Source organism: Paenibacillus sp. LRG-1, from assembly GCF_057220305.1.
This window is the reverse complement of the sequence record NZ_CM170126.1, coordinates 4353217-4376890: the sequence shown is the minus strand read 5'-3', so window position 1 is coordinate 4376890 and position 23674 is coordinate 4353217. Positions and strand designations below refer to the sequence as shown.

Annotated in this window: 23 protein-coding genes; 13 read left to right on the top strand and 10 right to left on the bottom strand. The window is 45.0% G+C overall.

Translation table 11 applies throughout. The features are described from left to right. Window positions 1-8: 8 nt before the first annotated feature. Window positions 9-422: a DUF4183 domain-containing protein gene (locus tag ACUUJN_RS19335; protein WP_484668825.1), complete on the bottom strand. Its 414-nt coding sequence runs from the start codon at window positions 420-422 to the stop codon at window positions 9-11. Window positions 423-872: 450 nt separating this feature from the next. Here ACUUJN_RS19335 and ACUUJN_RS19330 point away from each other — a divergent pair, with 450 nt between their 5' ends. The 3 genes from ACUUJN_RS19330 (at window position 873) to ACUUJN_RS19320 (ending at window position 3174) form a co-directional block, all read left to right on the top strand. Beyond that, window positions 873-1496: a DUF4183 domain-containing protein gene (locus ACUUJN_RS19330; RefSeq protein WP_484668824.1), complete on the top strand. Its 624-nt coding sequence runs from the start codon at window positions 873-875 to the stop codon at window positions 1494-1496. A 437-nt stretch (window positions 1497-1933) separates the two neighbouring features. Further along, entirely contained in the window at window positions 1934-2518 is a 585-nt protein-coding gene (locus ACUUJN_RS19325) for a TetR/AcrR family transcriptional regulator (RefSeq protein ID WP_209943277.1), read from the top strand. Between the two features lie 74 nt (window positions 2519-2592). Next, window positions 2593-3174 carry an NAD(P)H-dependent oxidoreductase gene (locus ACUUJN_RS19320; RefSeq protein WP_025723258.1) on the top strand — a complete coding sequence of 194 codons (582 nt, stop codon included), beginning with the start codon at window positions 2593-2595 and terminating at the stop codon, window positions 3172-3174. A 149-nt stretch (window positions 3175-3323) separates the two neighbouring features. Here the strand turns inward: ACUUJN_RS19320 and ACUUJN_RS19315 are convergent, their stop codons facing one another. Together ACUUJN_RS19315 and ACUUJN_RS19310 are read right to left on the bottom strand one after the other, a co-directional pair. Further along, window positions 3324-3653: a hypothetical protein gene (locus ACUUJN_RS19315; RefSeq protein ID WP_484668823.1), complete on the bottom strand. Its 330-nt coding sequence runs from the start codon at window positions 3651-3653 to the stop codon at window positions 3324-3326. Between the two features lie 281 nt (window positions 3654-3934). Next, window positions 3935-5128, bottom strand: a complete 1194-nt coding sequence (locus ACUUJN_RS19310; protein ID WP_484668822.1) for a glycoside hydrolase family 5 protein — start codon at window positions 5126-5128, stop codon at window positions 3935-3937. Window positions 5129-5467: 339 nt separating this feature from the next. Between ACUUJN_RS19310 and ACUUJN_RS19305 the strand changes: the two genes are divergently transcribed. The 10 genes from ACUUJN_RS19305 (at window position 5468) to ACUUJN_RS19260 (ending at window position 16529) form a co-directional block, all read left to right on the top strand. Next, entirely contained in the window at window positions 5468-6490 is a 1023-nt protein-coding gene (locus ACUUJN_RS19305; protein WP_160789122.1) for a substrate-binding domain-containing protein, read from the top strand. A gap of 329 nt (window positions 6491-6819) precedes the next feature. Continuing rightward, on the top strand, window positions 6820-8064 hold the full coding sequence (gene ulaA, locus ACUUJN_RS19300; RefSeq protein WP_226887745.1) for a PTS ascorbate transporter subunit IIC: 1245 nt from the start codon (window positions 6820-6822) through the stop codon (window positions 8062-8064). Between the two features lie 75 nt (window positions 8065-8139). Next, on the top strand, window positions 8140-8481 hold the full coding sequence (locus tag ACUUJN_RS19295; protein ID WP_023989787.1) for a cupin domain-containing protein: 342 nt from the start codon (window positions 8140-8142) through the stop codon (window positions 8479-8481). 225 nt (window positions 8482-8706) lie between these two features. Then, the gene (locus ACUUJN_RS19290) at window positions 8707-9150 is read left to right on the top strand and encodes a HEAT repeat domain-containing protein (protein WP_028542207.1); all 444 of its coding nucleotides are present in this window, start codon (window positions 8707-8709) and stop codon (window positions 9148-9150) included. A gap of 213 nt (window positions 9151-9363) precedes the next feature. Beyond that, window positions 9364-10356, top strand: coding sequence for a Gfo/Idh/MocA family protein (locus ACUUJN_RS19285; protein WP_484668821.1), 993 nt, complete (start codon window positions 9364-9366; stop codon window positions 10354-10356). A 278-nt stretch (window positions 10357-10634) separates the two neighbouring features. Then, on the top strand, window positions 10635-12401 hold the full coding sequence (locus ACUUJN_RS19280) for a cache domain-containing sensor histidine kinase (protein WP_338532734.1): 1767 nt from the start codon (window positions 10635-10637) through the stop codon (window positions 12399-12401). A gap of 2 nt (window positions 12402-12403) precedes the next feature. After that, window positions 12404-13204: a response regulator gene (locus ACUUJN_RS19275; protein WP_076264779.1), complete on the top strand. Its 801-nt coding sequence runs from the start codon at window positions 12404-12406 to the stop codon at window positions 13202-13204. A 136-nt stretch (window positions 13205-13340) separates the two neighbouring features. Then, window positions 13341-14684, top strand: a complete 1344-nt coding sequence (locus ACUUJN_RS19270; protein WP_484668820.1) for an extracellular solute-binding protein — start codon at window positions 13341-13343, stop codon at window positions 14682-14684. A 26-nt stretch (window positions 14685-14710) separates the two neighbouring features. After that, window positions 14711-15592, top strand: coding sequence for a carbohydrate ABC transporter permease (locus tag ACUUJN_RS19265; RefSeq protein WP_076264777.1), 882 nt, complete (start codon window positions 14711-14713; stop codon window positions 15590-15592). Between the two features lie 55 nt (window positions 15593-15647). Then, entirely contained in the window at window positions 15648-16529 is an 882-nt protein-coding gene (locus ACUUJN_RS19260; protein ID WP_340981883.1) for a carbohydrate ABC transporter permease, read from the top strand. A 163-nt stretch (window positions 16530-16692) separates the two neighbouring features. Here the strand turns inward: ACUUJN_RS19260 and ACUUJN_RS19255 are convergent, their stop codons facing one another. The 7 genes from ACUUJN_RS19255 to ACUUJN_RS19225 form a co-directional block, all read right to left on the bottom strand. Then, a complete protein-coding gene (locus tag ACUUJN_RS19255) occupies window positions 16693-16950 on the bottom strand; it encodes a helix-turn-helix domain-containing protein (RefSeq protein WP_043867758.1) in 258 nt (85 codons plus the stop codon). Window positions 16951-17512: 562 nt separating this feature from the next. Further along, a complete protein-coding gene (locus tag ACUUJN_RS19250) occupies window positions 17513-17980 on the bottom strand; it encodes a hypothetical protein (RefSeq protein ID WP_023989779.1) in 468 nt (155 codons plus the stop codon). A gap of 7 nt (window positions 17981-17987) precedes the next feature. Further along, the gene (locus tag ACUUJN_RS19245; RefSeq protein ID WP_339200670.1) at window positions 17988-20891 is read right to left on the bottom strand and encodes a CdiA C-terminal domain-containing protein; all 2904 of its coding nucleotides are present in this window, start codon (window positions 20889-20891) and stop codon (window positions 17988-17990) included. Between the two features lie 24 nt (window positions 20892-20915). Beyond that, complete coding sequence (locus tag ACUUJN_RS19240) at window positions 20916-21371, bottom strand: DUF4280 domain-containing protein (RefSeq protein WP_446675531.1); 456 nt, start codon at window positions 21369-21371, stop codon at window positions 20916-20918. A 31-nt stretch (window positions 21372-21402) separates the two neighbouring features. After that, window positions 21403-22032: a hypothetical protein gene (locus ACUUJN_RS19235; protein WP_023989776.1), complete on the bottom strand. Its 630-nt coding sequence runs from the start codon at window positions 22030-22032 to the stop codon at window positions 21403-21405. A 12-nt stretch (window positions 22033-22044) separates the two neighbouring features. Further along, complete coding sequence (locus ACUUJN_RS19230) at window positions 22045-22557, bottom strand: imm11 family protein (RefSeq protein ID WP_023989775.1); 513 nt, start codon at window positions 22555-22557, stop codon at window positions 22045-22047. Between the two features lie 12 nt (window positions 22558-22569). Beyond that, window positions 22570-23673 (bottom strand): pentapeptide repeat-containing protein, encoded by a 1104-nt coding sequence (locus tag ACUUJN_RS19225; protein ID WP_023989774.1) that lies wholly within the window; start codon window positions 23671-23673, stop codon window positions 22570-22572. Between the last annotated feature and the right edge of the window lies 1 nt (window position 23674).

The window sequence follows — 23674 nt, the reverse complement described above, 5'->3', positions numbered from 1 at the left end:
GAAAAGTGTTAAGTGATAATAGTGACCGTAGGCGCAGAGATGGTAGGCTGAGTTGTGATAGTAGAGGTCGTGCCGCTAAAGTCGGATATTTCTATGACAACAGGGACACCTGGTGTAATATCTACGGAGTCAATGACCAGACTTGCCGTGCTTAGGGTGAATAAGGAACTCTGCTGAATCACTCCATTAATATAATAATTAGCAGAATCCGTAGCCGCTAATGTCGGCAGAGCAACAACTGGAGCATCTGCGTCATCAACAAAGCTTGCGGCAGGAACAGTTGTTGTTGTTGCGCCGATCATCCCGGCTGTAATTGTTGCAAAAAAACGAGTCACGGCTGGGGTTACAGTCGTGGTTACGGCACCACCAGTTGCTACGGGAGCAGTAGCTACTGCTGTATATACAGGTTTTATGATTGGCATGGTTCTTATCTCCTTTCTTTGTGGTATGAACCATTTTACTGGCTCTTAATTAATAAATGATTTTTTAACCTATTCGGTAACGGCATATTAACCTTTTTGTTAATAATAGGGTAAAAGGAGAAGGCCTTATTCTGCTACAAACATAGATGGAATAGAATACTTGCAAATCTCTATATGGTACGAATGCCTAAAACCCTAAAGGGGGATGTGCATACACTACATAAATAAGCATGTGAGAAGGAGGTGTATACAGCTGGTATGAGGAGACGCGATTCATCACTAAGGAGGCTAGGAAAGAGGACCGTACATTACAAGATCAACAAACGTAAAAAATGTAAAACAAATTATCCATTCAAAGGTAGAACAAAAACGGGGTTCCATGCCAAAAAGCATTCAAAGCTAATCATGCAACGTCGGTATAGAAATACTCCTAGCAAGCGGAGGAGAAGAATGGGCCAGACGGTAAAGCGAGCTGCACCGGGTTCGGCAGGAGCACAAGGCATTCCCGGTTTGACAGGGGTACAAGGTATTCCAGGTTTAGCAGGAGCACAAGGCATACCGGGAACTGCGGGAACACCGGGAATCCAAGGAATACCAGGAATACAGGGTCCAGCAGGAACACAGGGAGCGCCAGGAGTGCCAGGTCCGGCTGGAGTCCAAGGAAGTCCAGGTGCAACAGGAGTACCCGGCCCTACTGGAGCGCAGGGCATAGCTGGTCCTACTGGAGCCCGAGGTATAACAGGGCCAACCGGCCCGGCAGCTGACATTTCAAATATTGAAATTGTTCCTACGGCTGAGCGGTATTTTTATTTTGCTCCTGACCAGATTGATTCTTCAGTCACGATTATGGCGGATCAATTTTCTGTAGATGGTGTGCAGGAGGCTTTTCAGCGGTTTAATGTCGGAAGTAACAGTTATGCCAATCTATACATTAATGGAATGATACAAGAAAGCACATTGTATAGCCTAACACCTTCATCGCTGACGATTCGTCTTAACGAAGGAGAGGCAATTCTCTCCGGCACACCTATTATTGTGGAAATTGTCCAATTTAGTGTGCGATCCAGTGGATGATACTGTTTGCGGTGAGGCAACCCAGAGGCAGATACAGCTGTTTCTTGGGGCAACGAGCCTTTGCGACCGACACGCCAAAGCTGAAGATCGGCTTTGGGGCCTTGGTCATGGATGGCTTGCACGACTTTTTGCAGCGGGGAAATGTGCTCGTCGCTCCATATCCAAGACTGCCTGAGTCTTTTCCCTGCTGGGTGACTGCATGCACCTCAAGCATAATTAGTCCCACCTGTCCTAGCGCCCGTTTTATTCGGTTACATATCTTTTTTATATGAATAAAATGGGATGATGCACGTATTATTTAGGGTATTTATGATTAATCGCTTATAAAACATGGTTTTTAGGTTTAATTCAATATATTTCAAATGAAAGTATGAAGACAGAATGAGCCTGCATAAATATAATTTGCATTTTAGTTAGTTATCACTTACTATAATCTTATGAATAAGAAAACACATGTAGACAGCAAAAAGAAAGATATTCTGCAGGCAGCAATGTGCTTATTTGCAACCAAAGGAATTGACGGGATTTCAGTCAAAGAAATTGGAGAGGCTGCTGGTGTGACGGATGCCGCGATTTATAAGCATTTTAAGAGTAAAGATGCGATGGCCTTGGAAGTATTCGGGCAATATTGTAATAGCTACACCACATTAATTGACTTCTATCGCAAGCAGAGTGGGAACTTCGTTAGTCGTTTCCATCAACTGGTGGATGAAGTGCTGGATATGCATGATGAGGACCAGTATGGTTTGCTTCTACTATCACAGCACCATGAGCTGTATGTTGAAGCAAGTCAGAGCCAGAATGTGCGTCAGCCGCTGGAGGCGTTGACTGAATTCATCGAACAGGGGATTCAACAAGGTGAACTGCCGAAGCAGGATGCTCTGCTATCCGGTGTGCTCATCATTGGAGCCATTACACGCTTGTCCGTGTCCAGCCTGGAAGGTGAACTTCCACAGCAGTTGGTTCCATTTGCAACAGAGGTCAAACAACGTTTAACTGCTTTATTAAGTAAAGGTCAGTAGTGACCTTTTCTTTTTAAATATAAAGTTAGTGTTTTCTAACTAAAATCATAATATGAAGGTAGGAAGTGGTTTATATGTCTAAAAAAATATTGGTGATTCAAGGGAATCCGGTCGCTGGCAGTTATGGGGAAGCGCTGGCTCAATCCTATGTAAAAGGAGCGAAGGCTGCAGGGGCCGAGGTTCGTTTGTTGCAGCTATCCGCGTTGGACTTTAATCCAAATCTACTAGGTGGATATCGTAATAAATTACCGCTGGAACCTGATTTGATCCAAGCACAGGAGTCGATTAAATGGGCAGAACATCTCGTTTTTGTCTTTCCGATCTGGTGGGGCAGCTTGCCTGCATTAATGAAAGGATTCATTGACCGTACCTTTATGCCGGGATTTGCGTTTAAGTATCAAAAAGGAAAACCCCTGCCTGACAAGCTTCTAAAAGGAAGAACGGCCCGCCTCATTACAACGATGGACGGTCCGCATTGGTACTACCGATTTTTCCAGGGACAGCCTGGACATCGGATGATGAAGGATTCCACGCTGCATCTATGTGGTGTCAAACCGGTGCATTCTACTGCGATTGATCTCATGAATAAATTATCGGATCAGCAGCGCAACGATTGGCTGAGCAAGGTGGAGCAGCTGGGGCGAAATATGAGCTAGGTTTTCACCTGCCTGCCCCAAATTCATTGGCCTACAGGTAAATCATGGTGGTATCTGATCATAATTGACCTGCGAAAAGGAAAAAGACCACAATGGGAGCAACTGACTCGCATTGTGGTGTTCGGGATAGCCCATGTTTGCAATCAACGTTATATAAATATCGATGCAACGATTAAAATAAATCCGATCGCTAGACCGGCAGGGCCCCAATAATGCATGGGGATAAAAAACAGACTGTGCTGGGTTCCCATTCGATAGCGTTGCCCCGTTTCCATATCAACTAGCACTTTGTCCGAGTCGGCGTTAAGCGCTTTTCCCAAGTACCAGATAATAACCCCCGACATAATGAACACAAAAGCCATCGGTAGCCGGGAATCTATGGAGTCAAGCCCTAGAGCGGATACTAAACTCCCGACTATAACAAATAAAATCCCTGGAACAACGATGTTTAAAATACCAAAACCCTTCCAAACAATCACATGAAATCTTCCTTCCTGAGTTCAAATCCAACATATGTATTTATCGGTTAAAAGAGAGATTTAGTTTACAAAATGCCCCATTCGATGGGAAATTTACAATGTATAAAACTGGATAGAAGGCGTCAAGAAGGGGAGGAAAACATGTACACACGTGGAGTGTAATCCTGGAGGTTTGCAGGTATCACAAAAAAAAGCCGTTTCTCCACATCTTCATAGCCCAGCATAATCTGGCCTGAAGGAGGAAAATCGGCTTTTTCAATAAGTGAAGTGAAGCCCTGTGCCTATTCGGCGGTTGCTTTCACTTGTTCTGCTACGAAAACAACAGGCTTCATAATCCGGCTCAGCATATCCTGCTTCGGACGATTCCAGGTAACCCAGTCGTCCAGCAGCAGACCGCCTGTGTCGCCGCTATTCGGATTCAGGGACCAGTACGTAAAGTACAGGTTGTTGGCACCAATATAGTCTACGAGTGCATTTTGCCATTTCCCCTCAGTAGTAGACAAATCAACATTACGACCGCCGAATTCACCGACCAGCACCGGAGCTATGTTTTGCTTGCTGATGTAGCCCCAGGTTTGATCCCAGATCGCTGGCAGGTTGGACGGGAAGGCCGGGTCGTTGAACCATGGCTGCGAAGACACACCAGGGCCGTAATCATGAGGAGAATATACGACACGATTCGGTACGTCCAGAACGACAGGATAGTTGGCTACACCTGTCAGGTTGCCACCCCACCAGTATTGGCTATTGTTGCCTTGTACATTGTGGTCTACACCTTCTACGAGAATCAGCCAATTCGGATTCACGGACAGAATCGCATTCCCTGCACGTTGTGCCGCCAGACGCCAGTCTGTGGAGGCATTGCCTGTGCCCCAGCTTGCTTGACCGTGTGGCTCATTGTGTAAATCCGCACCAATGACGGTAGGATTGTTTTTATAACGATCAGCCAACATTTTCCAGTCGCTAATCCAGCGAGACTCAGGGTACTGGGATGTGTACCACAGCTCGGATTGCCCACCTGAGCTTGGACGGTGACGGTCAAGGATAATCTGAATACCGCGTTGTCCAGCTTTTTCGATCAGCTTGTCCATAATTTGAATCGGAGTTAATCCGACCAGGTCAGGGTTTTTGTGATAATCAATACTGTCTGGACGGGAACTGGAATCGAATAACTGATTGCTGTAAGGCAGACGAATCAGATTGTAGCCTTCTTTCTTCACCTGATCCAGCATGTCGTCCATTGAGCGGCTCCACAGTCCATGCAAGGTGTAATTAGGAGTTTCCAGACCGAACCAGTTCAGGCCATTAAATGCCGCTTCTTTCCCGGATTCGTCTACAATCTTGTTTCCTTGGGTGTGATAATATCCTTTCACACTGGCTGCATCTACTGAAGCGGGAGTATAGCCATACAGTGTGAAGCCCATTACGAGGGAGGTAATGATGAAAAATGTTTTTTTCAGTCCTTTTTTCTTCATAATTCTGCTTCCTCCTTTATTTAAAAGAAATTGTAACCGATTACATTCTCATTTTATGTTCAAATCTTCCATCAAACAAGTTCATAAAATTCGTATATTTCTAAGATTTCGTTCGAATTCAATAGATTCGTAACAACGGATGGTTAAGCTAAGTGTCCAGCATTTGTGGGGGCGGTTATATATGAGGTGGAGGGCACGCTCTAACTCCTCATTTATTATATTTTCCTGCTGTAAAAGAAGGTATATAATAAAGTGAAATTCACTTTACATACAGGTTGCAGAATATATATATTTGAAAATTAATACGCCTGACATGCAGAAAAAGAAAGGAGGGTAATTATGGTAACAACGATGAAGGAAGTTGCAGAACGTGCCGGGGTGTCGAAGAGTACAGTTTCGCAGTTTCTGCAAAAGAGATACAACTATATGAGTGAAAACACTAAGAAGAAGATCGAGCAAGCGATTGAGGATCTCAGTTATATACCTAATGAGGTGGCACGTAGTCTCAAGCAGAAGAAGACCTTCATTGTGGGGGTTATTTCTTCAACCATTTTATCGAGATTTACAACAGAAGTCGTGCGTGCAATTGAAGATGAATGCCAACTGGAAAATGTCCAGGTCATTGTCTGCAATACCGATGATGATTCGCTCAAAGAGAAAAAGTATGTCCAGTCGATGATTGCTCGGCAAGTGGATGGACTTATCATTTTCCCGACGGAAGAGAACAAGAAATTATATGTTTCCCTTGCCAAGAATGGCTATCCTTTCGTGTTTGTGGACCGAAAAATCGATGAAATCAGTGTAGACACAGTGCTGTTGAATAATGAAAAGGCCAGCGAGCTTGCGGTTGAAGCACTCATTGAGCATGGTCATAACAACATTGGGATTATCACGTTCCCCTTAGGCAAAAAAGCGATCACCACACGAAGTGAGCGGCTGTCAGGTTATCGAAATACGTTGGGCAAACATGACATATCAGTGAATGAAAACTATATCAAAAGCGGCAGGTTGGATGAAATGCCTAATCTGATTGGACAACTATTCCATATGGAGCATCCGCCCACCGCAATCATTGCTACGAATGACATGATTTTGGAGCAGGTGCTGATTTATGCAAAAAATAATCATCTGACCATACCTAATGATTTTTCCTTGATTGGCATAGATGATGTATCCTTTGCATCTTTTTATAATCCGCCGATCACAACCGTTTCCCAGCCGAGTTTTGAAATGGGGAAAAGAAGTGCCAGGCTACTGCTGGAGAAAATTGATCAAAAAGAACAGGATCATGAGGAGCTGTCAGAAATCATCCGAATGAATCCGGTCATTAACCACAGAGAATCTGTCCAAAAACTGAACTGAATGATTGAATAAGTCCTTTTCATCTTTTTGAAAACGTTTTTATAAATTCTATTGTAAAAAGAAAATAAAGAGCTATAATGATCTTATGATTCGAGTCATGAATACCCTTTCATTTATGTATGTCCTGATTTTAGTGATGATTGCGATTGAAGAGAGGGGAGGAATGGAAACTTAAACGAATAATGTATGGAGTGAGTTGTGAATTAATTCACAAAAAAATGATTCTGCTTCTTTTTACATTCCCGAGAGGGAAATTTTTTTCGAGTATTACTAAATCGATTTAGTAAGAATGGAAAATAAATAAAAGAAAGTCGGAGATCACTATGGAAATGTTTATGAGCATTATCAGGGAGCCATCCATCATTATCGCGATTGTGACATTACTCGGCCTTATATTCCAGAGGAAGAAAGTATCAGAGATCATTACGGGAACTACCCTTTCTTTTATGGGCTTCACCATGATCAAGGTCGGCGGCGGAATTTTAGGTGGCGTTCTCACTAACTTCAGCCAAATTTTTTCTTATGCCTTCAACCTTAAAGGTGTCGTACCAAGCAATGAAGCCATTATGGCACTGACCATTGATCAGATCGGGGCGGATGCTGCACTCATTCTGCTCTTTTCCATGATCCTTAACATCGTGCTTGCACGCCTGACCAAGTTCAAGTACATTTATTTGTCTCTTCACTTGATTTTGTTTATGAGCTTTGCCGCTACAGCCGTTATGAAAGGTCTGGGTCTGAGTTCGCTAACTACGATTATCGTCGGTTCTTTGGTAATTGGGAGCTATATGGCGGTGTTTCCTTACCTACTCCGGAATGCCAGCAAAAACATTATTAAATCGGATGAATATACGATTGCTCATGCTTCCATGACCTCTTACATTCTAGGTACCTATTTAGGGAAAGTTTTTGGCAACCGTGAAAATGACACCGAAAATGTAAAAATTAATGACCGCATCAGTTTTTTGCGCGACCCCAATGTTGCAACGACCTTGACGATGCTTGTGCTTTTACTGGTATCTGGACTGGTTGCTGGTTCTGATTATGTCAGCAAATTATCTGATGGCAAAGAATATATCGTCTTCATCCTCGAACAGTCAGCTATTTTTGCTGCCGGCTTGTATATCGCAAAAGCAGGTGTTAAGCTGTTCACAACTGAAATTGTACCCGCTTTCAAAGGTTTCTCCCAAGTGTTCGCACCTGGAGCAATCCCTGGTGTGGATGTTCTGGTACTGTTCGACAAATCACCCAATTCCGCGTTGGTAGGCTTCTTGGTCAGCTTCTTCACAGGCGTTGCCTGCGTCTTTCTTTTCCCGTTTATCGGATTGCCTGTCATTGTGCCAGGGATCATGGCCTGCTTCCTCGCTGGTGGTGCAGCCGCGATATTCGGCAATTCCAGCGGTGGTTTCAGAGGAGCTGTTATTTCCAGTTGTCTTAATGGATTCTTGCTCTGTCTGCTGCCGGCTCTCACCTTGCCGCTCTTTTCTTTTTTGGGTGCCGAAGGGGTAACGTTCGCCGATCCCGACTTTACTACTCTTTCTGGAGTACTTTGGCTTATTTTTCGCTGGTTTTAAACTAAATCGATTTATGAGTTTTTCCAAAATAACTTATCTAAATCATTTGTGCCTTAAAAAGAGGAGGAATTATCCATGTTTTTTAACGATCAAGATATTCAAATTGATATCGTTGACAGTAATACCACCCGGAAAGTGCTGGCCCACAGTGACCAGCTTATGTATGTCAAAGTGATGTTTGCTAAAGCCCAAACAGGGGAGATCCTGTTGCATAAGCATGTCCATGAACAAGTCACTTATGTAATAAAGGGAAGCTTTAAGTTCATGATCGATAATGGCGAAACAAAGGAAGTGCAGACTGTCAAAGAAGGAGACAGCATCCATTTTCCATCCGATACTCTTCATGGCTGTATCCCACTGGAGGATGGCGGTATTCTGCTAGATGCATTTACACCAGCACGTGCAGATTTTCTGTAAATTCCCCTTTTCCAAATACGGTTTATCTACCCCGATATCTGGAGGAATTTACGATGCCTTTCAGCGGCAGACAACAGAGGCGAATGAATGCCTTCTGACCATGTTATGTCCGATACATTTCTTTTTATCTTTTTTTAGAAGAAGACCTGCAAGTATGTTATATTTAACAAACGGCAATCGTGATGAACAATAATATAGTGATTTTTAGAAAAGGATGAGATGATTTTGGAAAACAACGAAACTCAGCAAGAATTTGCAGATGTATATGAGCAGCTTAAAGTAGCTGCAAACCGAACCTCCGATTGGAAAACACGCCTAGCCGCGGTAAATGATCTGGGTGCATGGAAGAACCAGCAGACGATTGACTTGCTGACACACCGTTTGAATAATGATACGGTATATGCCGTTCAGGAAGCCGCTTACCGCAGACTTCAGGAATGGGGCGAGAATGTACAGCCGCCTGTGCGCAAAGAGGGTGAGCTTGTTAAGGGCCTGACGAAGATTCTGGTGCGGATTAAAAAAAGCTTACCAGCCGACCATACCTATAACGATTTTCGCGAGAAGCTGCACAAGATGAGAGTCGATATTTATGACATCTATGAAGGTGACAAGGGTGCTGAATTTGATCAGTGGCTGGAGCAAAAATGGGCTTCGTTATCCACAAGATAATGTCTGAACCCTGTAATTGAATGTATTTTTAAGGATTGTTGCTGGTGATACAGACAGAGCCTTAACAAGGATAAGGGATTATCTTTGTTAAGGTTTTTTTATCTTGTTCTCCTTAAGAATCATGTCCTTTATCTTTATGCCACTGTATATATACTTCGGCAATATGGTACGATGGGATCGGATTATTTTAGTGTGTACATGGGAGGGACTAACATGAGCAAGGCGAAGCTGTGTTTTATCGGGGCGGGCTTTCACGCTTCAACGAATATATATCCTGCTGTCATTGGGGCAGGTGCTGAAATTCAGGCGATTGCGACTAGAGATCTAAGCAGATCGAAGACAGCACTTCAGCAGTTTGGAAGCAGCGGCACACCTTATGACAATTACAAGGCTATGCTGGAGCAGGAAGACTGTGATGGAGTTGTCGTGATTGCACAAGCGGCAGATCATCCTTCGCTCGTACTGGACTGCATTAAGGCTGGAAAACATGTTTTTGTAGACAAGCCACTGGGCTGGAATGCCGAGGAAGCAGCCCAAATTGCAGATGCGGCAGAAGCAGCGGGTGTCGTACTGATGGTCGGTTTCATGAAGCGCTACGCGCCTGTATACATAAAATTAAAAGAATTGATTGAGGGTGGCTCGCTTGGGACCGCACGCTCATTTCAGGCAAAATTTCTCGTGGACAGTACCCTGTTTTGTAAAACCGGCGAAGATTTCATGAAGCTAGCGGCGGTTCATATGGTCGATCTGGTACGTTATTTGTTCGGAGAAGTGGCGCAGGTTACCGGATTTGCGAACGATAACGGCGAGTGTATTTCCCATACGATTGCCCTGAAATTTGAAAATGGTGTAGTGGGTAGCCTATACTTCGCAGGTATGACAGCATGGACACGCGAGAGTGAAGGGTTTACGGTAACCTTTGATCATGGTTTTGCGAACGCGGATGAGGTGAATACACTGATCATTCACAAGTCGGAGAGTCATACAGAGCTTCCTTGGAAATCCCTTGCGGAAAACGATACGGTTCTGACACCGTCAGCCTCCGCGATGTCGGGCGGATACCGTGATTTGTACTTGCGCGGTTTTGTTGGTGAAATCGCACATTTCATGAACTGCTGCCAAGAAGGACGGACGCCTGATTCAAGTGGACGGGATAACGTGAAAACGATGGAGCTGTGCGACCGCATTTTGGCTGCGCTCCAATAGGATACCCATTTCATATGCAAGCTTCGGAGCTTGGACGGTACCTTAGTTTGGGTGATTTGAAAGAAGCTTCGGTGTAACTGGTCAGTAGATGGCTCCTGCATTTGTCGGGAGTCATTTTTTTCGTTTACCCTACGACCTTTCTATTTCATAGCATTCCTGCCCATTTTGATTAATCTCTGCTGAAAATATGCCAACAAAGACGAACGATGCGATAGAATAGGAAAAGGAAAGCGTTATCATCACCCATTTTTCTGCGATGGTTCAGGGGGAGAAGGCTTATGCGTTCAAGGTCAAGGTTTCAGCCATTAAACACATTACGTAATCAGATTTTTATCGGATTTATACTGGTGATGCTCATTATGATGAGTGTGGCGGGGGCGTTCATTTATCTCAATGTGTCTCACCTGTTAAAAGACAGTGCCGAGCGGCATATTGGTCAGACTGCGGTACAAGCAAGCGGTAGGCTGGATGCATTAATCGGCCAGATGGATAGCTTGACGGAGCAGGTCGCGAATCACCCGTCTGTTCAGCATATTCTGCTGGAGGAGCGCAACGGGGTCAAGGTGAATTTCGGACAGCGTCAATCACTACTGCAAGTGATGCATACCTATCAGGCATATATGCCGAGTGTCGGCTCACTGGAGCTGTATACCGCCGAAGGAAAGATGTTGTTTCCGATTAGAGAGGGCAGTCTGGAGGAACGTATTGGACAAGCAGACATCCGGGAAGCGAATCAGATGAAGGGAAGACTGGTCTGGATCGGCATTGATCCCGAAGACTCCCGGTCACTGCTGGCAATTCGGCAGGTGAGCCTGGTGGATCGCTGGTTCTCACGTGGAGGGTACTTGATTACCCGTATGGAGCGAAGTTATTTTGGGCTGAATGGTGCGACAGCGGTCAATGAAGAAGCGGATGAAACTATGCTGCTTGTAGATCGACAAGGCCAGCTGCTGTCGGGTGAACCAATGAACCAGACGGATTTGTCAGGTGTACTGCACAGCAAGACACAGACGGTTCATATTGGGGAGCGGGAATATGTGAAGGCAGTTCAGCAGTCGGAGCGGACGGGCTGGTCGCTGCTGATCCTGATTCCGGTTAGCGTCGTCACAGACGGAATTACGGTTTTACGGACTACACTTATCATTTCCGCGTCTCTTGGTGCCGTGCTATTCCTGTTCATGTCCTTTATGTTGTCTACGTTGATTACCAGACCGATAGGTCACTTGATTCAGGCGATGCGTCGTTCACGGGAAGGGGCATTGGCACTGAATCCAGAACCGGCAGCAGCGGTCGAGCTGCGAGAATTAAATGCAGAGTACAACACAATGATTGTCGATATTAATGAATTGATCCGTGTTATTTGCGAGAAGGAGGTTTTACAAAGCCAAACCGAACTTAAAGCTCTGCAGGCGCAGATCAATCCGCATTTTCTTTTTAATACGCTGGATGCTTTCAACTGGTCGCTACAGGAGAAGGGAGAGGAGGAGCTTGCCGGGCTGATGGTGTCCATGTCGCGGCTGTTTCGTTATGTTATCGAACCTGCTCACCATGACTCTTGGGTGACACTCGGGGAAGAAATGGCGCAAATCCGTCGTTATCTGGAACTGATGGAGATGCGTCTGGGTGAACGTCTGAGTTGGCAAATTCATATGCCTTCGGAGGCAGCCAGAATTCCGCTTCCTAAACTGCTGATCCAGCCTATTCTAGAGAATGCCATTTTGCATGGTGTCGAAAATCGCATCGGCAACGGCCGTGTTGAAATTAGTGTCACTCCTTCGACCAGATCGGGTTGGACCAAGATCGCGGTCATAGATAACGGACCTGGAATGACACTGGAAGAGCTTGCAGCTGTGCGTACAGCGTTGATGGGGGGAGCAGCCTGCCAGAGCAAGGGAACTGGTATGGGACTAGTGAATGTGCAGCGCAGGCTTGCTCTTTATTATGACAGCGCATCTTATCCAACGGACGGTGTGCTGATACATAGTGCTGAGCAGGAAGGAACTGTGGTCACTTTTGAAATTCCTGATGAATATGGAGGGCGGTAGGAATGAGTGTTTCATCCAAAACCATTGTCATTGTAGACGATGAACAGCGAACACGTCAGGGGATTCACCAGACATTGGAGCAATGGGCCGCCGGGAAATACCGGATTGTGACATTCGATAATGGTTTGGAAGCATTAAATATACTGCGAGCGGAGACAGTTCATCTGTTGATTACGGATGTCCGGTTGCCGGAATTCAGTGGGCTGGATTTAATCCGCTCTCTGGAACGGGATTCACGACGACCAGCGATCATTGTCATCTCGGGTTATGCGGAGTTTGATTATGTCCAGCAGGCTCTTCGTCTGGGAGCCGTCAATTATTTGCTCAAACCGATTGATAAGCAGGAGCTGCTGAATGCGGTCAATGAAGCGCTTCGGCTGGAAGAGGAGCGGCAGAGGTACGAGAAGCTGGACAAGCTGGCTGACCCTGTTCTGCTAGAGCTGGATCTCCAGGCGACTACTCTTAGTGATCCGGTACGACGTGCCTTCACCTATATGGCGGAGCATCTTCACGAATCCATTACGATGGCGCAGACTGCCTCGCATTCACACCTGAATGCCAGCTATTTTAGTGTTTTATTCAAGGAGCAAAGTGGTTTGTCCTTCAGCGAATATCTGCATCGGCTACGGATCCAACGGGCTAAGGAGTTGCTGTTGCATACCCAGTTAACGATTGCCCAAATCGGCGAGCGATCAGGCTACCGAACAGATAAATATTTTATTAAAGTATTCAAAGCGACCGAGGGGGTAAGTCCCAGCCGCTACAGGCAGCAGATGCGTACAGGGCCGGAGAATATCGACTGACGTATAGGCAGATCAAACCCAATAAAAGTGGAATTATACCCAATGAGCGTACCCTGTTGGAAGCAGGAATGGAGTGCTAAACTTACAAATGATAACGGTTACAAAAAATATAAATACAACAAACGGAGGTCTAACGATGTCCAACAAGTATGGTTTACGTAAGCGCTCACATCAAAAATGGTTTGCTGGGTTGACCCTGCTGCTGTCATTCATGCTGGTGCTATCCGGTTGCGGTGCTGGTAAGGATGGTCAAGGCGGTTCCAGTGGAGAAGGGGGAAAGGTTACACTCAAAATGATGCACCTGTGGCCAGAGGGTAGCTCGGCACAGCAGAGCAAGCTTGTGACTCAGATTATAGATCAATACCAAAAGGATCATCCGAATGTCGTCATTCAGCAGGAAGTGCTGGAAAATGAACAATATAAAAACAAACTCAAAGTGCTGTCAGCTTCCAATGAATTGCCGGATATCGGAATCACCTGGGCAGCGGGCTTTATGGAGCCATACGTTAAAGGTGGATTATTTACACCGATGGATGACCTGTTGAATGGTTCCAAGCTGAAGGACAAATTCGTACCGGGAACGACCGAAGCTTATGCGCTGAATGGCAAAACGTATGCGCTTCCGATTGAATTGAATATTACACCTATTTATTACAACAAAGCCATATTCCAAAAATACAACTTGAAGGTACCTGCGACATTTGACGAGTTTAAGCAGGTTGTGAAAACACTTACGGATCATGGAGTTGCACCGATTGCATTGGGCAATAAAGACCGCTGGACCGGCTCACTCTGGTACATGTATCTGGCAGAGCGTATAGCGGGTAACGAAACGCTGAAAAAAGCGATTGACGGTTCAGGATCGTTCGATGACCCTGGTTTAATTCAGGCGGCCTCTGAAGTCCAGACGCTTGTGGATATGAATGCCTTTAACAAAGGATTTAACGGCTTGTCCAATGATGAGGGAAAATCCGAGTTTATGAACGATAAGGCAGCTATGTATTTGATGGCTACTTGGGAATTACCGAATTTTACGACCAATCCCGCAATCCCACAAGCATTTAAAGATCAAATTGGCTTCTTTAAATTCCCGATGGTTGCAGGCGGCAAGGGCAACGAGAACAGTTGGGTAGGAGGTCCGGGAGTAGGCTTGTTCGTTTCGGAAAATTCCAAGGTGAAAGAAGAGGCCAAAGCGTTCGTTGAATACTTCGTAGTCAAATGGGGAGAGCAATCAGTCACACAAGCGGGCGTAATTCCGGCGACGAAAGTGGACACCTCCAAAGAAAAATTGCCCAAGCTGTATGTCGGTTTGCTGAACGGACTGAATCAAGCTAGCAGCATTACATTGTTCGCCGATGTACAGATGAAGCCGAATGCAGCGCAGGTGCATTTGAATATGATTCAGGCGTTGTTTGGTAAAGCGGTGACACCGCAACAATTTGCCGACCAGCATAAGGCTGCCATCGAGAAAGGGAATTGAAATTGACCACCTAAGGAGGTCCGACCGTGGAAAAGGTCATGTCGAATAAGCTTGTTATTGCTCTATATGTATTGCCTTCTCTGCTGCTGTTATTCGCCGTAATATATGTACCCATCGTACTGACCGGCTATTACGGCCTGAATCAGTGGAATGGAATCGGCTCTATGACTTTTGTGGGGCTGGACAATTATCAACATTTGTTCACAGACAAAGCGTTCTGGCAAAGTGCCTGGCATTCGCTGCTGTTGGCCTTGTTTTCAGGCATTAGTCTGATCGGTTATCTGGTCATTGCGATGATTTTGTCAGGGAAAATCAAGGGAGCGAATCTGCTGCGGAAAATTTATCTGATTCCCATGCTGCTGTCTTCTGTAGCAATCGCACAGCTATGGCTCAAAATATATCATCCAACGAACGGAGTGCTCAATTCCTTACTGGTGTCGGTCGGCGTTCACAACCCACCTGAATGGTTAGCTAATCCGTCTCTGGTGTTGATTGCCTTGTTTATCCCGATTATTTGGCAATATGCAGGCTTTTATATCCTGATCTACTATGCCGGGCTGAAAAACATTCCCGAAACGCTGATGGAGGCTGCCCGGATCGACGGGGCCAGTGCCTGGCAGATTGCGACTCGTATCAAATTGCCCCTGCTGCGCGAGGTGATTAACGTTACGATCATATTGTCCATTGTCGGCTCGCTTAAATATTTTGACCTTATCTATGTCATGACGGACGGTGGACCGAATGGAGCCAGTGAAGTGATGGCCTCATACATGTACCACCAGGCATTCCGCAGCTTTGACTTTGGATACGGCAGCGCTACAGCCTTCGCCCTGCTGTTCATCTGTTTGATCGCTACGTGGCTGATCCGTAAGGTTACGGCCACAAGTGAAACCATCCAGTATTCATAATCCAGTCTTGCAAACAGATGAGGGTAACAAAGGACAGGAAGAGGGAGGAACGGATATGAAAACCCAGGCAGCCGCCAACTATCCGCTTGGAGTCGCTAGCCGCGGCAAAATGTTAAATCGGGTCGGTTATGCCGCTTTGTATATCATTTTAATCATCTTGGCGGTGACGCAGCTTTTACCGCTGGTGTGGCTGATGCTGTTCTCGCTTAAAAATAATCAGGAAGTGTTTAACCTTCCGCCGTTTGCACTCCCGTCCCAGCCGCATTGGGAGAACTATATGAATGTGTGGACCAGCGGCAACATCGGGCGGTACTTTTTCAATAGTGTGTGGATTACGGTCATATCCGTGGCGTTGACGGTGCTGCTAGCCAGCTTTGTAACGTTTGCTATTACGCGTATGCGGTGGAAAGGAAGCCAACTGGTCCTCGGGCTCTTTATGGTCGGACTGATGATTCCGGTCCATTCTACCTTGATTCCGTTGTTCAGTATGTTTCTCAAACTGCATTTAACAGACACTTCACTCTCCATCATCCTGTCGTATGTTGCTTTTAATCTGCCGACAACGATGATGATCTTGCTGGGCTTCTATTACGCCTTGCCTCGTGAAGTGGAAGAAGCGGCCGTTATGGACGGCTGCTCTGTCAACCGGATGTTCTTTCGGATCATACTGCCCATGACAACCCCCGTCATGGCAACGACATCTATTATTAACATGATCTATAACTGGAATGAGTTTATTTTCGTCAATACGTTCATCAGCTCGGACGAAAACAAAACACTGACCGTAGGCGTCCAGAACTTTATCGGACAATATACGACCGATTGGGGAGCTATCGGAGCTACATTGATGATCAGCATTTTGCCCATTTTGCTCGTGTTCCTCATCATGAGTGACCGGATTGTGGAAGGGATTGCGGCCGGGTCGGTTAAGGGGTAAAGAAAATTTGCCTGAATAGAAGAGCACCCCCTAGTGTAGACATTGGATCAAACCTCTTGGTTTATCCGGTGAATGCTAGAGGGTGTATTTTTTGCGTGAGTTTAGTTTGAGTTGATGGGGAATACATAAATGAAAGTAGAAAAAACATAGATTTAAGCTTTTTTTAACTACTCCCGACATTTCGAGCAATCATCTCATAGGTGGGGTAACACTGAGCCTTGTCGCTCATATAAGCGATAAGGTCGACCAGTATCAGCTTCTCATACTGGCTCAAGCCATAACAACGATGGATTTTAAGCGGCACTTTGGTAAATCCCTTATGAAGTGACGTGAACTCGCTATCTTGACTTACCTTGTCCATGTACTCGTTAGCGACTTGGCGGTTTTGAATCAAAACGAAATCACTCGCTCTTGTTGTCATTTCAATCCCTGCCTTATGCGTTTTTGATTACACCGCCGCACGGCGGCTATGAAGTCAGGAAGGCGAGCCTAGAACGTATCCTTACCTGCTCTATGTCAACTGTTCGTCAGCAGAGTTCTTTCTTCGCTGTAAGAATCGCTGAAATGTTCCGTTAAGTTGCGGACGTATGAAAAATCTTTCGTTTTTGCCGCCCTACTCTAATAGTGGCGGTGCCTATCCTAAAAGATGCGATTTATTGCTATTTTATCGGCGTATTCTACAGTTGTGAGTAAATTTGAAAAAACGCAAGAAAAAAACGAAGATAACAAAAACAGGTCAATTATGGTGGTATCTGACCATAATTAACCTGTTAGATGTAACGGAATAGCGTTATTCAGGTTATAAAATTAAAGCATTTGATGTGCCTACAACCGAAATAGAGGAATCTTTATACGGGTATTACATGGCTTATATGTGTTATTGGTTGAATGATGGATTCATTCGTCATTTGGTAGTCCCACCACCTTTAAAATGTTCATGATTCGAGTGGATTCATATCCAACAAGCATTCTATAGCCTGCTTTCAGTTTGATAACTGTTCGAAAATATATGGGTATCGCAGTGAAGTAATTATCTTGTTTGATAGATACTTTTTCTGGTATTGATCTAGCTTTGTATTTATGATTACAGTAGCATTTTCTTTTCTGAATATTTGATCTGTACCATTTTCCACAAACACCATGTCAGGATTAAAAACCATTAAAATATTACCGAAAATTTTAAATAATACTTCTAATCCTTCCTCGAATAATTTCCCGAATAATTGAATCCCAATTTCTGCATTAATTTTCATCCCATATTCTTCTCTTAAAAAATCAATACTAATAATATCTTCTGTTTCAATATCAAGTGTGAAGTATTTACAGCTAAGACGAGAAAAATCTTCGTAGTTAGTTACTTTATCTTCAACTGTATCGCATACTATTTCATAAATTATGCTTTTAAGTGTTTCTTTATCTAAATTTGAGACTAAGAATAACGTACAGTCCATCTCACTTTTAACCTCCAAACACTCTTGTAATCTTTCCATCCTTCACTAGAATTAATTCTTCTAGTCTTTTTAGATCTCCATTCGGATTTGCTTTTCTTAAAATTGTTTCGATAATTTCGGTAACTTTTTCATTTGGAAAGTTGTCTATGTTCAAAACAATTCTTCCAGACTGTTTCTTCGTCTTTCCTGCTATTTCTTTAATTATACTTTGTATCTTTCCATCTGGTTTTGGTGCATAACAATCAAATACATTTCCTTCGATTAGAAAATCTGGATTCGACCCTTCTGCAATGCCATGACCATTTCCACCATCAATTTCATCTAACATCTCAATGTCATAGCCGTTATCAGCCAATACATCGGCTGTTTCATTTTGCTTCTTTATTCCATGGGAATCTCCTTCTCCATAATTCCCTTTAGGTTTGCCACCCTTTGGTAAAGAAGGTTCAGTAAGTTTAAACTTTGGAACTTCTCCCGTCCCCTTAGTGCTCTTACCTGTATACTCTCCTGATTCTAACGCATCAATCTGTTTTTGTCTCTCAGGCGAAATCTTTGCACCGGAACCTTTAGAATGTGGGACGTCAGGACCAGGATCATGAAACCGATAATGACCTCCAGCAGTTTCGAAAATGGGTAACCTTTTAGTTATACGGATGTTCATCTTTCTAGCTACACTTTGCAAGTAACTCCCCAAGGATTCAAAATTGGTTGGAAAACGGATGGCATTCGTTTTGAATTTTCCATCTCCAACTTTGGCCAGAGCAGAGTCGGCCTTTGCTGAATCTCCGAATAACCCCGGTGTCCCTCCTTTACCAGCTTTCCTTTCTTCAGCTTCCTTGAGTCCCTTAGATAAGGAGGCTTCTTCTTTACCCAACTTACCCAGCTTTCTAACTAACTTTGCGCCGCCTTTGACAAACCCATAAATATCTGCTACACGTTCAACGGCCTTGATACTGTCATATCCTGCGTCGTAACTTTCCTGTTTGGTATCGGTCAATGGATTAGGGAAGAAATTATTCAATTTTCGCTCAATCGGATCGGGTATGCTTTTTATGCCGTCCCACACGGTTTCAAGGTCGTGAACTACATCTTTCTTTGTTTTTTTCCCTTGGAATGAATCGGCAATATAGTTCCAGCCAAACTTCGCACCGCCCTTAATACCCTCGAGCGTCTCATTGCGCTCCAGAAAACCTTTACCAGTGTAATTTCCCGGCATAACGAAAGGAGTCATTACCATGGTCCCCATATCCGCTATATCGACAACTGAGTCCCATACCCCGCTTAAAAACTCTATACCCGCATCCCATTCTCCCTTGAGCGTGGCGCCTACATTTTCCTTAACGCGTGCTCCGAGCACACTTTGGATTCCGTTTTCAGCGACTTGCTTCTCAAAGTCAGACAAAATCGGTTCTGGGTAGTATTGATGGAGGGAAGCTTTAAGCTGGATTTCTGAACTCACGCTGTTAACTTCCTGCTCCAGATCCAACGTATCGGTTGTCGTATTTAAGTGTAAGCCGTTGGTTCCTTGCAGCAGGATGCTACCTGCCGAAAGACTAAGACTGCCTGTGGCTTGAATTTGTACACGTTGGGTGCTGTTCAGGCTGACACCGTTATGGGTATTCATGGAGATGTATAGTGATCCTTCCTGAGCACTCATCGACAGTTCGGAGTTCCCTAAGGAAATTTCTTTTCCCTGCGGATTCGCAAAGGATTTGACCCCGGGATCGGCCGTTTTACGCTGGTGGCGTACTGCAGGCGATTCGACCACGGCACCTTGAGCTGCGTGAGATGAAGGGACAGCAACGCTGGATGGTTTCGTTCGAACCGATTGTATGACCATCGCATCGTCTTCGTCAGCACTTGGAAAATACAGCTTCACCTGCGCACCTTTTTCCGGCATCAGATACCAAACCTGATTACCTTCAGCAGAATAGGGGAACCATTGGGCATCCTTGGGATTCTGCTGATCGTCTATATCCAGATGCAATCGAACCTGATTCCGGCTGACCTCTAATATTTTCCCCTCAATAGCGGCGCCAATGATCGTTCGATTATATATTTTAGGGACCTTCAAGCCCGCCAACAGGGCGCATTCATACGACCAAGTAACCAAACCGCGAATCAACTGTCCTTCACGTTTGGTGATGACGTAGGTTTCGTGATTGCGTTCGACTTCATCTCCCAATTGCAGCATTTGATCCCACTCAAAGGTATACCGGGTGTAATCTCCGATGCTGGCAGATCTCCAGCCGTTCGCCTCCTGATCCAGATAGGGAGCAATCTTGCGCTGCAACGAAAAAGGAACCTCTTTCAAATGAATATGCTGTCTGGCTTGCGGAATACCGATCCAAATTTGTGCGTGGTGTGAAACGATATTTGGGACGAGAAGGGCTCCCAAATGCGAAGCCAGCCGTTTTAAAAAAGTCCAATCTGACTCCTGATACTGCAACATAAACTGGCCTGTCGCTTTTTTCTCAAAAGCTTCATCAATCTTGTCCGAGCCCTTATAATCGGCCAGCACTGCGTCGACGATTTCAACATATTTCTGGTTTATGTGCTGAAAGGAGCGGTTTTTGAGCTGCGTATCCAGTTTAAAACTATGAGAAATGACGTCGAGAGTTACCACGATCTCCTGATGTCTGTGCTCCACATCTAAGCAGTATAGTTGTCCCATAAATAAGGGATGCTTCTGATCTTTGGCATCGGAATACCATAGCTCAACTTCGTCGTCACTGCTTGCTTTGGTAATGATTGTGTCTGCTTGATCGGCTTCTAGACTACCCGTGATCACCAGTCTAGCATGCTCTCCCAGCTCGTGACTCATATGGACGTTGTGAAGACGCAGCTTGCCATAGGGCCAAGTGACATGTAAGTGGTGATAGGTAAAGCGGTCTTTCGCTACGATGTTCATCCTTAATCTCCTTGCTTGATAAAATCAACCATCCTGTCCGTCATCAGTAATGGAGATGATACCTCCACCACCTGATCCCGTGCTGTCTGCACCAAAAAAGGAGGATATCGCCTCTTGTACACCTTGACAGCTACACATTAAGGTAGAATTGTTGAGTAGGGCAGGTGCCCCCTCAATCAATACGTCTTCCTTACCGCCTGTCCACTTGGACCCAAACGCAATCTCCGGTTCACAGGGAAGACCGTGCTTCAATTTACACAATCCAAAAGCATTGATTTTGCTAATATTGGCTCCACAAATGGCATCGTCCACGTTCAGAACGGGTTTATCTTTAATGAAAACACCGTGGCTGTACATCATATTGAGCACACCAGGGTCTGTTCCTTGACTGCACTGTAACTTGGCTCCTCTCACCACATAAGAATGTTCTCCGCTGAGTGCACCTTGAGCCAGAGCTTTAATAAGTAAAGGTAAAAACATACAAGTACCTCCTTGAATAAAAGGTATAGAATCAAGAAAGCTCCGACCATGTTGCGGTGTGCAGCATGGCATAGGTTAAGGGAACCCAGAGGGGAGCATCCTCCAGCTTAAATTGGCAACTTCCGATCACAGCCTTGCCATGCCAGGAACGCACAAAGACAATCTGATAATAGGGAGAGGGGGAAACTAGAAAAATAGCTTCATAACAACCAATGACGGTATCATGAATAGAAAGAGCCTTTTCATCCACGAGCTTCATACTTGGTTGTGCGCGACTCGTTTGCTCAATCATCTGCTGTTGATAGATTTCTATTTGCGTGGGGTCCAGTTCTTGCCTGCTTTGGTGCAGACCTAACAGGATTCCACCCAGCTTGTCCTGAACAACGAAGCTTTTCGACGGATCTACCGTCTGTCCAGCCCGAACTTCTGGAATAAGAGAGTCAGGCAGGGAAATGGTGTGTTGATTTTCAAAGACAGAAAGGGTTTGAAATCGAATTTCCTGTTCATTCGGTAGGGTTAGTGAGCCTTTCAAAATTCCCTCCATCGCCGCTTCAATAGATATCATCATCCAGCTTTCATCGTTTTCCGCTGTACTTAGTTGCTCTTTCAACGTTTGTTGATGATGCAGTTTCAAAAAAAATTCATCCCAATGCTCCGTCAAGGTTGAACCTCCTTATAAGAGTTCTAGCTTTTGTAGCCGAAAACCACTCAAACTCCGTCGCAGCAAACTTTCAGCAGCCTCTAAGCTAATGATGAAATAAGGTTCCCTCACGTTGGAGAGTCTGAAAAAATGGTGTCCATTCACCTTTTGACTATCCAGCACAAGGCGTTTCAGGGTTTGATCATGCGGATAAAATTCAGTCTGTTCCGAAATACCATCCACGGAGGTAACAGATGGAATCCAATATAGCTCCTGACGGCTGGGTTCCCGGTTCACGATATACAACTGCTTAAAACGAGCTTGTGTATTGTATAGTTCTAGAATCCGTTTCATAGGATCGGAAAATAGCGGTTGTGAGGGTGAAAACGGTAGCCAGTCCGTGTACTCGGCATCTTCTGTCGCATGAACATCTAAAACCTGAGCCGGAGGCATGCCAACAAATGGCGTTTTAAAAAGGTCTAAATTCATCGGTTTAATGTTTCGGGAAATACGATGATCATCGACCAGCACATAATAATGGCGCATACACATTCCTCCTTATTCCGTCCACACAATAGATTGACGCTGTGCTTCGCTTAGTTTCCAATGCTGTTGGTACTTTCGCGGGACAAGGGTTCCTTGCATTGTAGCCCCCTCAAAACAAACATGTTCAAACGAATGTACATCTGTAAAATCGGCCCCATCCAGGTTGGCGTGTTCAAAACGAAGTCCACATAGCCCCGGCACACGAACTCCATGTTCCCGATGCGGCTGTCCGCTGGCACTGCTGAAGTTAGCACCTCTCAAATCGCTATATCTAAAATCCGTGTCGGTCAGGAGGCATCCCTGAAAGCTGCTTCCTGCCAGATTCGCTCGTTGCCAAATGCTTCCGATCAATATGCAGCTGTGAAACTGGCTTTCCCGTAAGTCACTGTGGCTAAAATCGTTATAGCGCAAATCCTTTTGCATCAGGTGAATGTGGGGAAGAGAGAGCCGCTTTAGGTTTTCGTAAACATAGGGTTCTTCTTCACTGGAATGTATCAATTGCTCTCTCACTTGATCTGCAAGAAGCGATTTCTGATCTTCGACATATAGATTCTCGCTGATATCCTTGTACTCGCCCGTTCGGATAGCTACACGATCAGCTTTATGAATGGCGAGATACTCAGGCATTTGAACCACTTCTGCCATTCCTAAGCGCAGGAGGGAGTTCACAAACTGGTGGAAAAAAGGAGCGGATTCCAGCATCATTCGTTCAACGTCCACAGAAGTAATCGTCCCCATATATATTTTTCGTTCCTGTTCCAAGGTTTCCAACATGGTACTCATCGGTGCATAGGCCCATGAAGCGTCATAGGTTAATTTGCAATCGGAATCATCTTCGTACCATTCAGCAGAATAAGCCTCGACCATATACAGGTAGGTTTGCTCCAGCATCTGAGTACGCAAAAACGAGTAGTGGATATATCCAATGGGATCTTTTTGACCTTGTTGCTGCATGCTCAAAATGTGTATACACAAATCCCTAAACGATTCTTTGAAATCGAAGATTAGTTGAGCTTGGTAGCGATGAAACATGGCTTCCAGCATGTCCAACTGAATGTCCAGTAAGGGTGTAAAATGATGTTCCTTAAAATGCTGTAACGCTGCTTGTTTATCCATC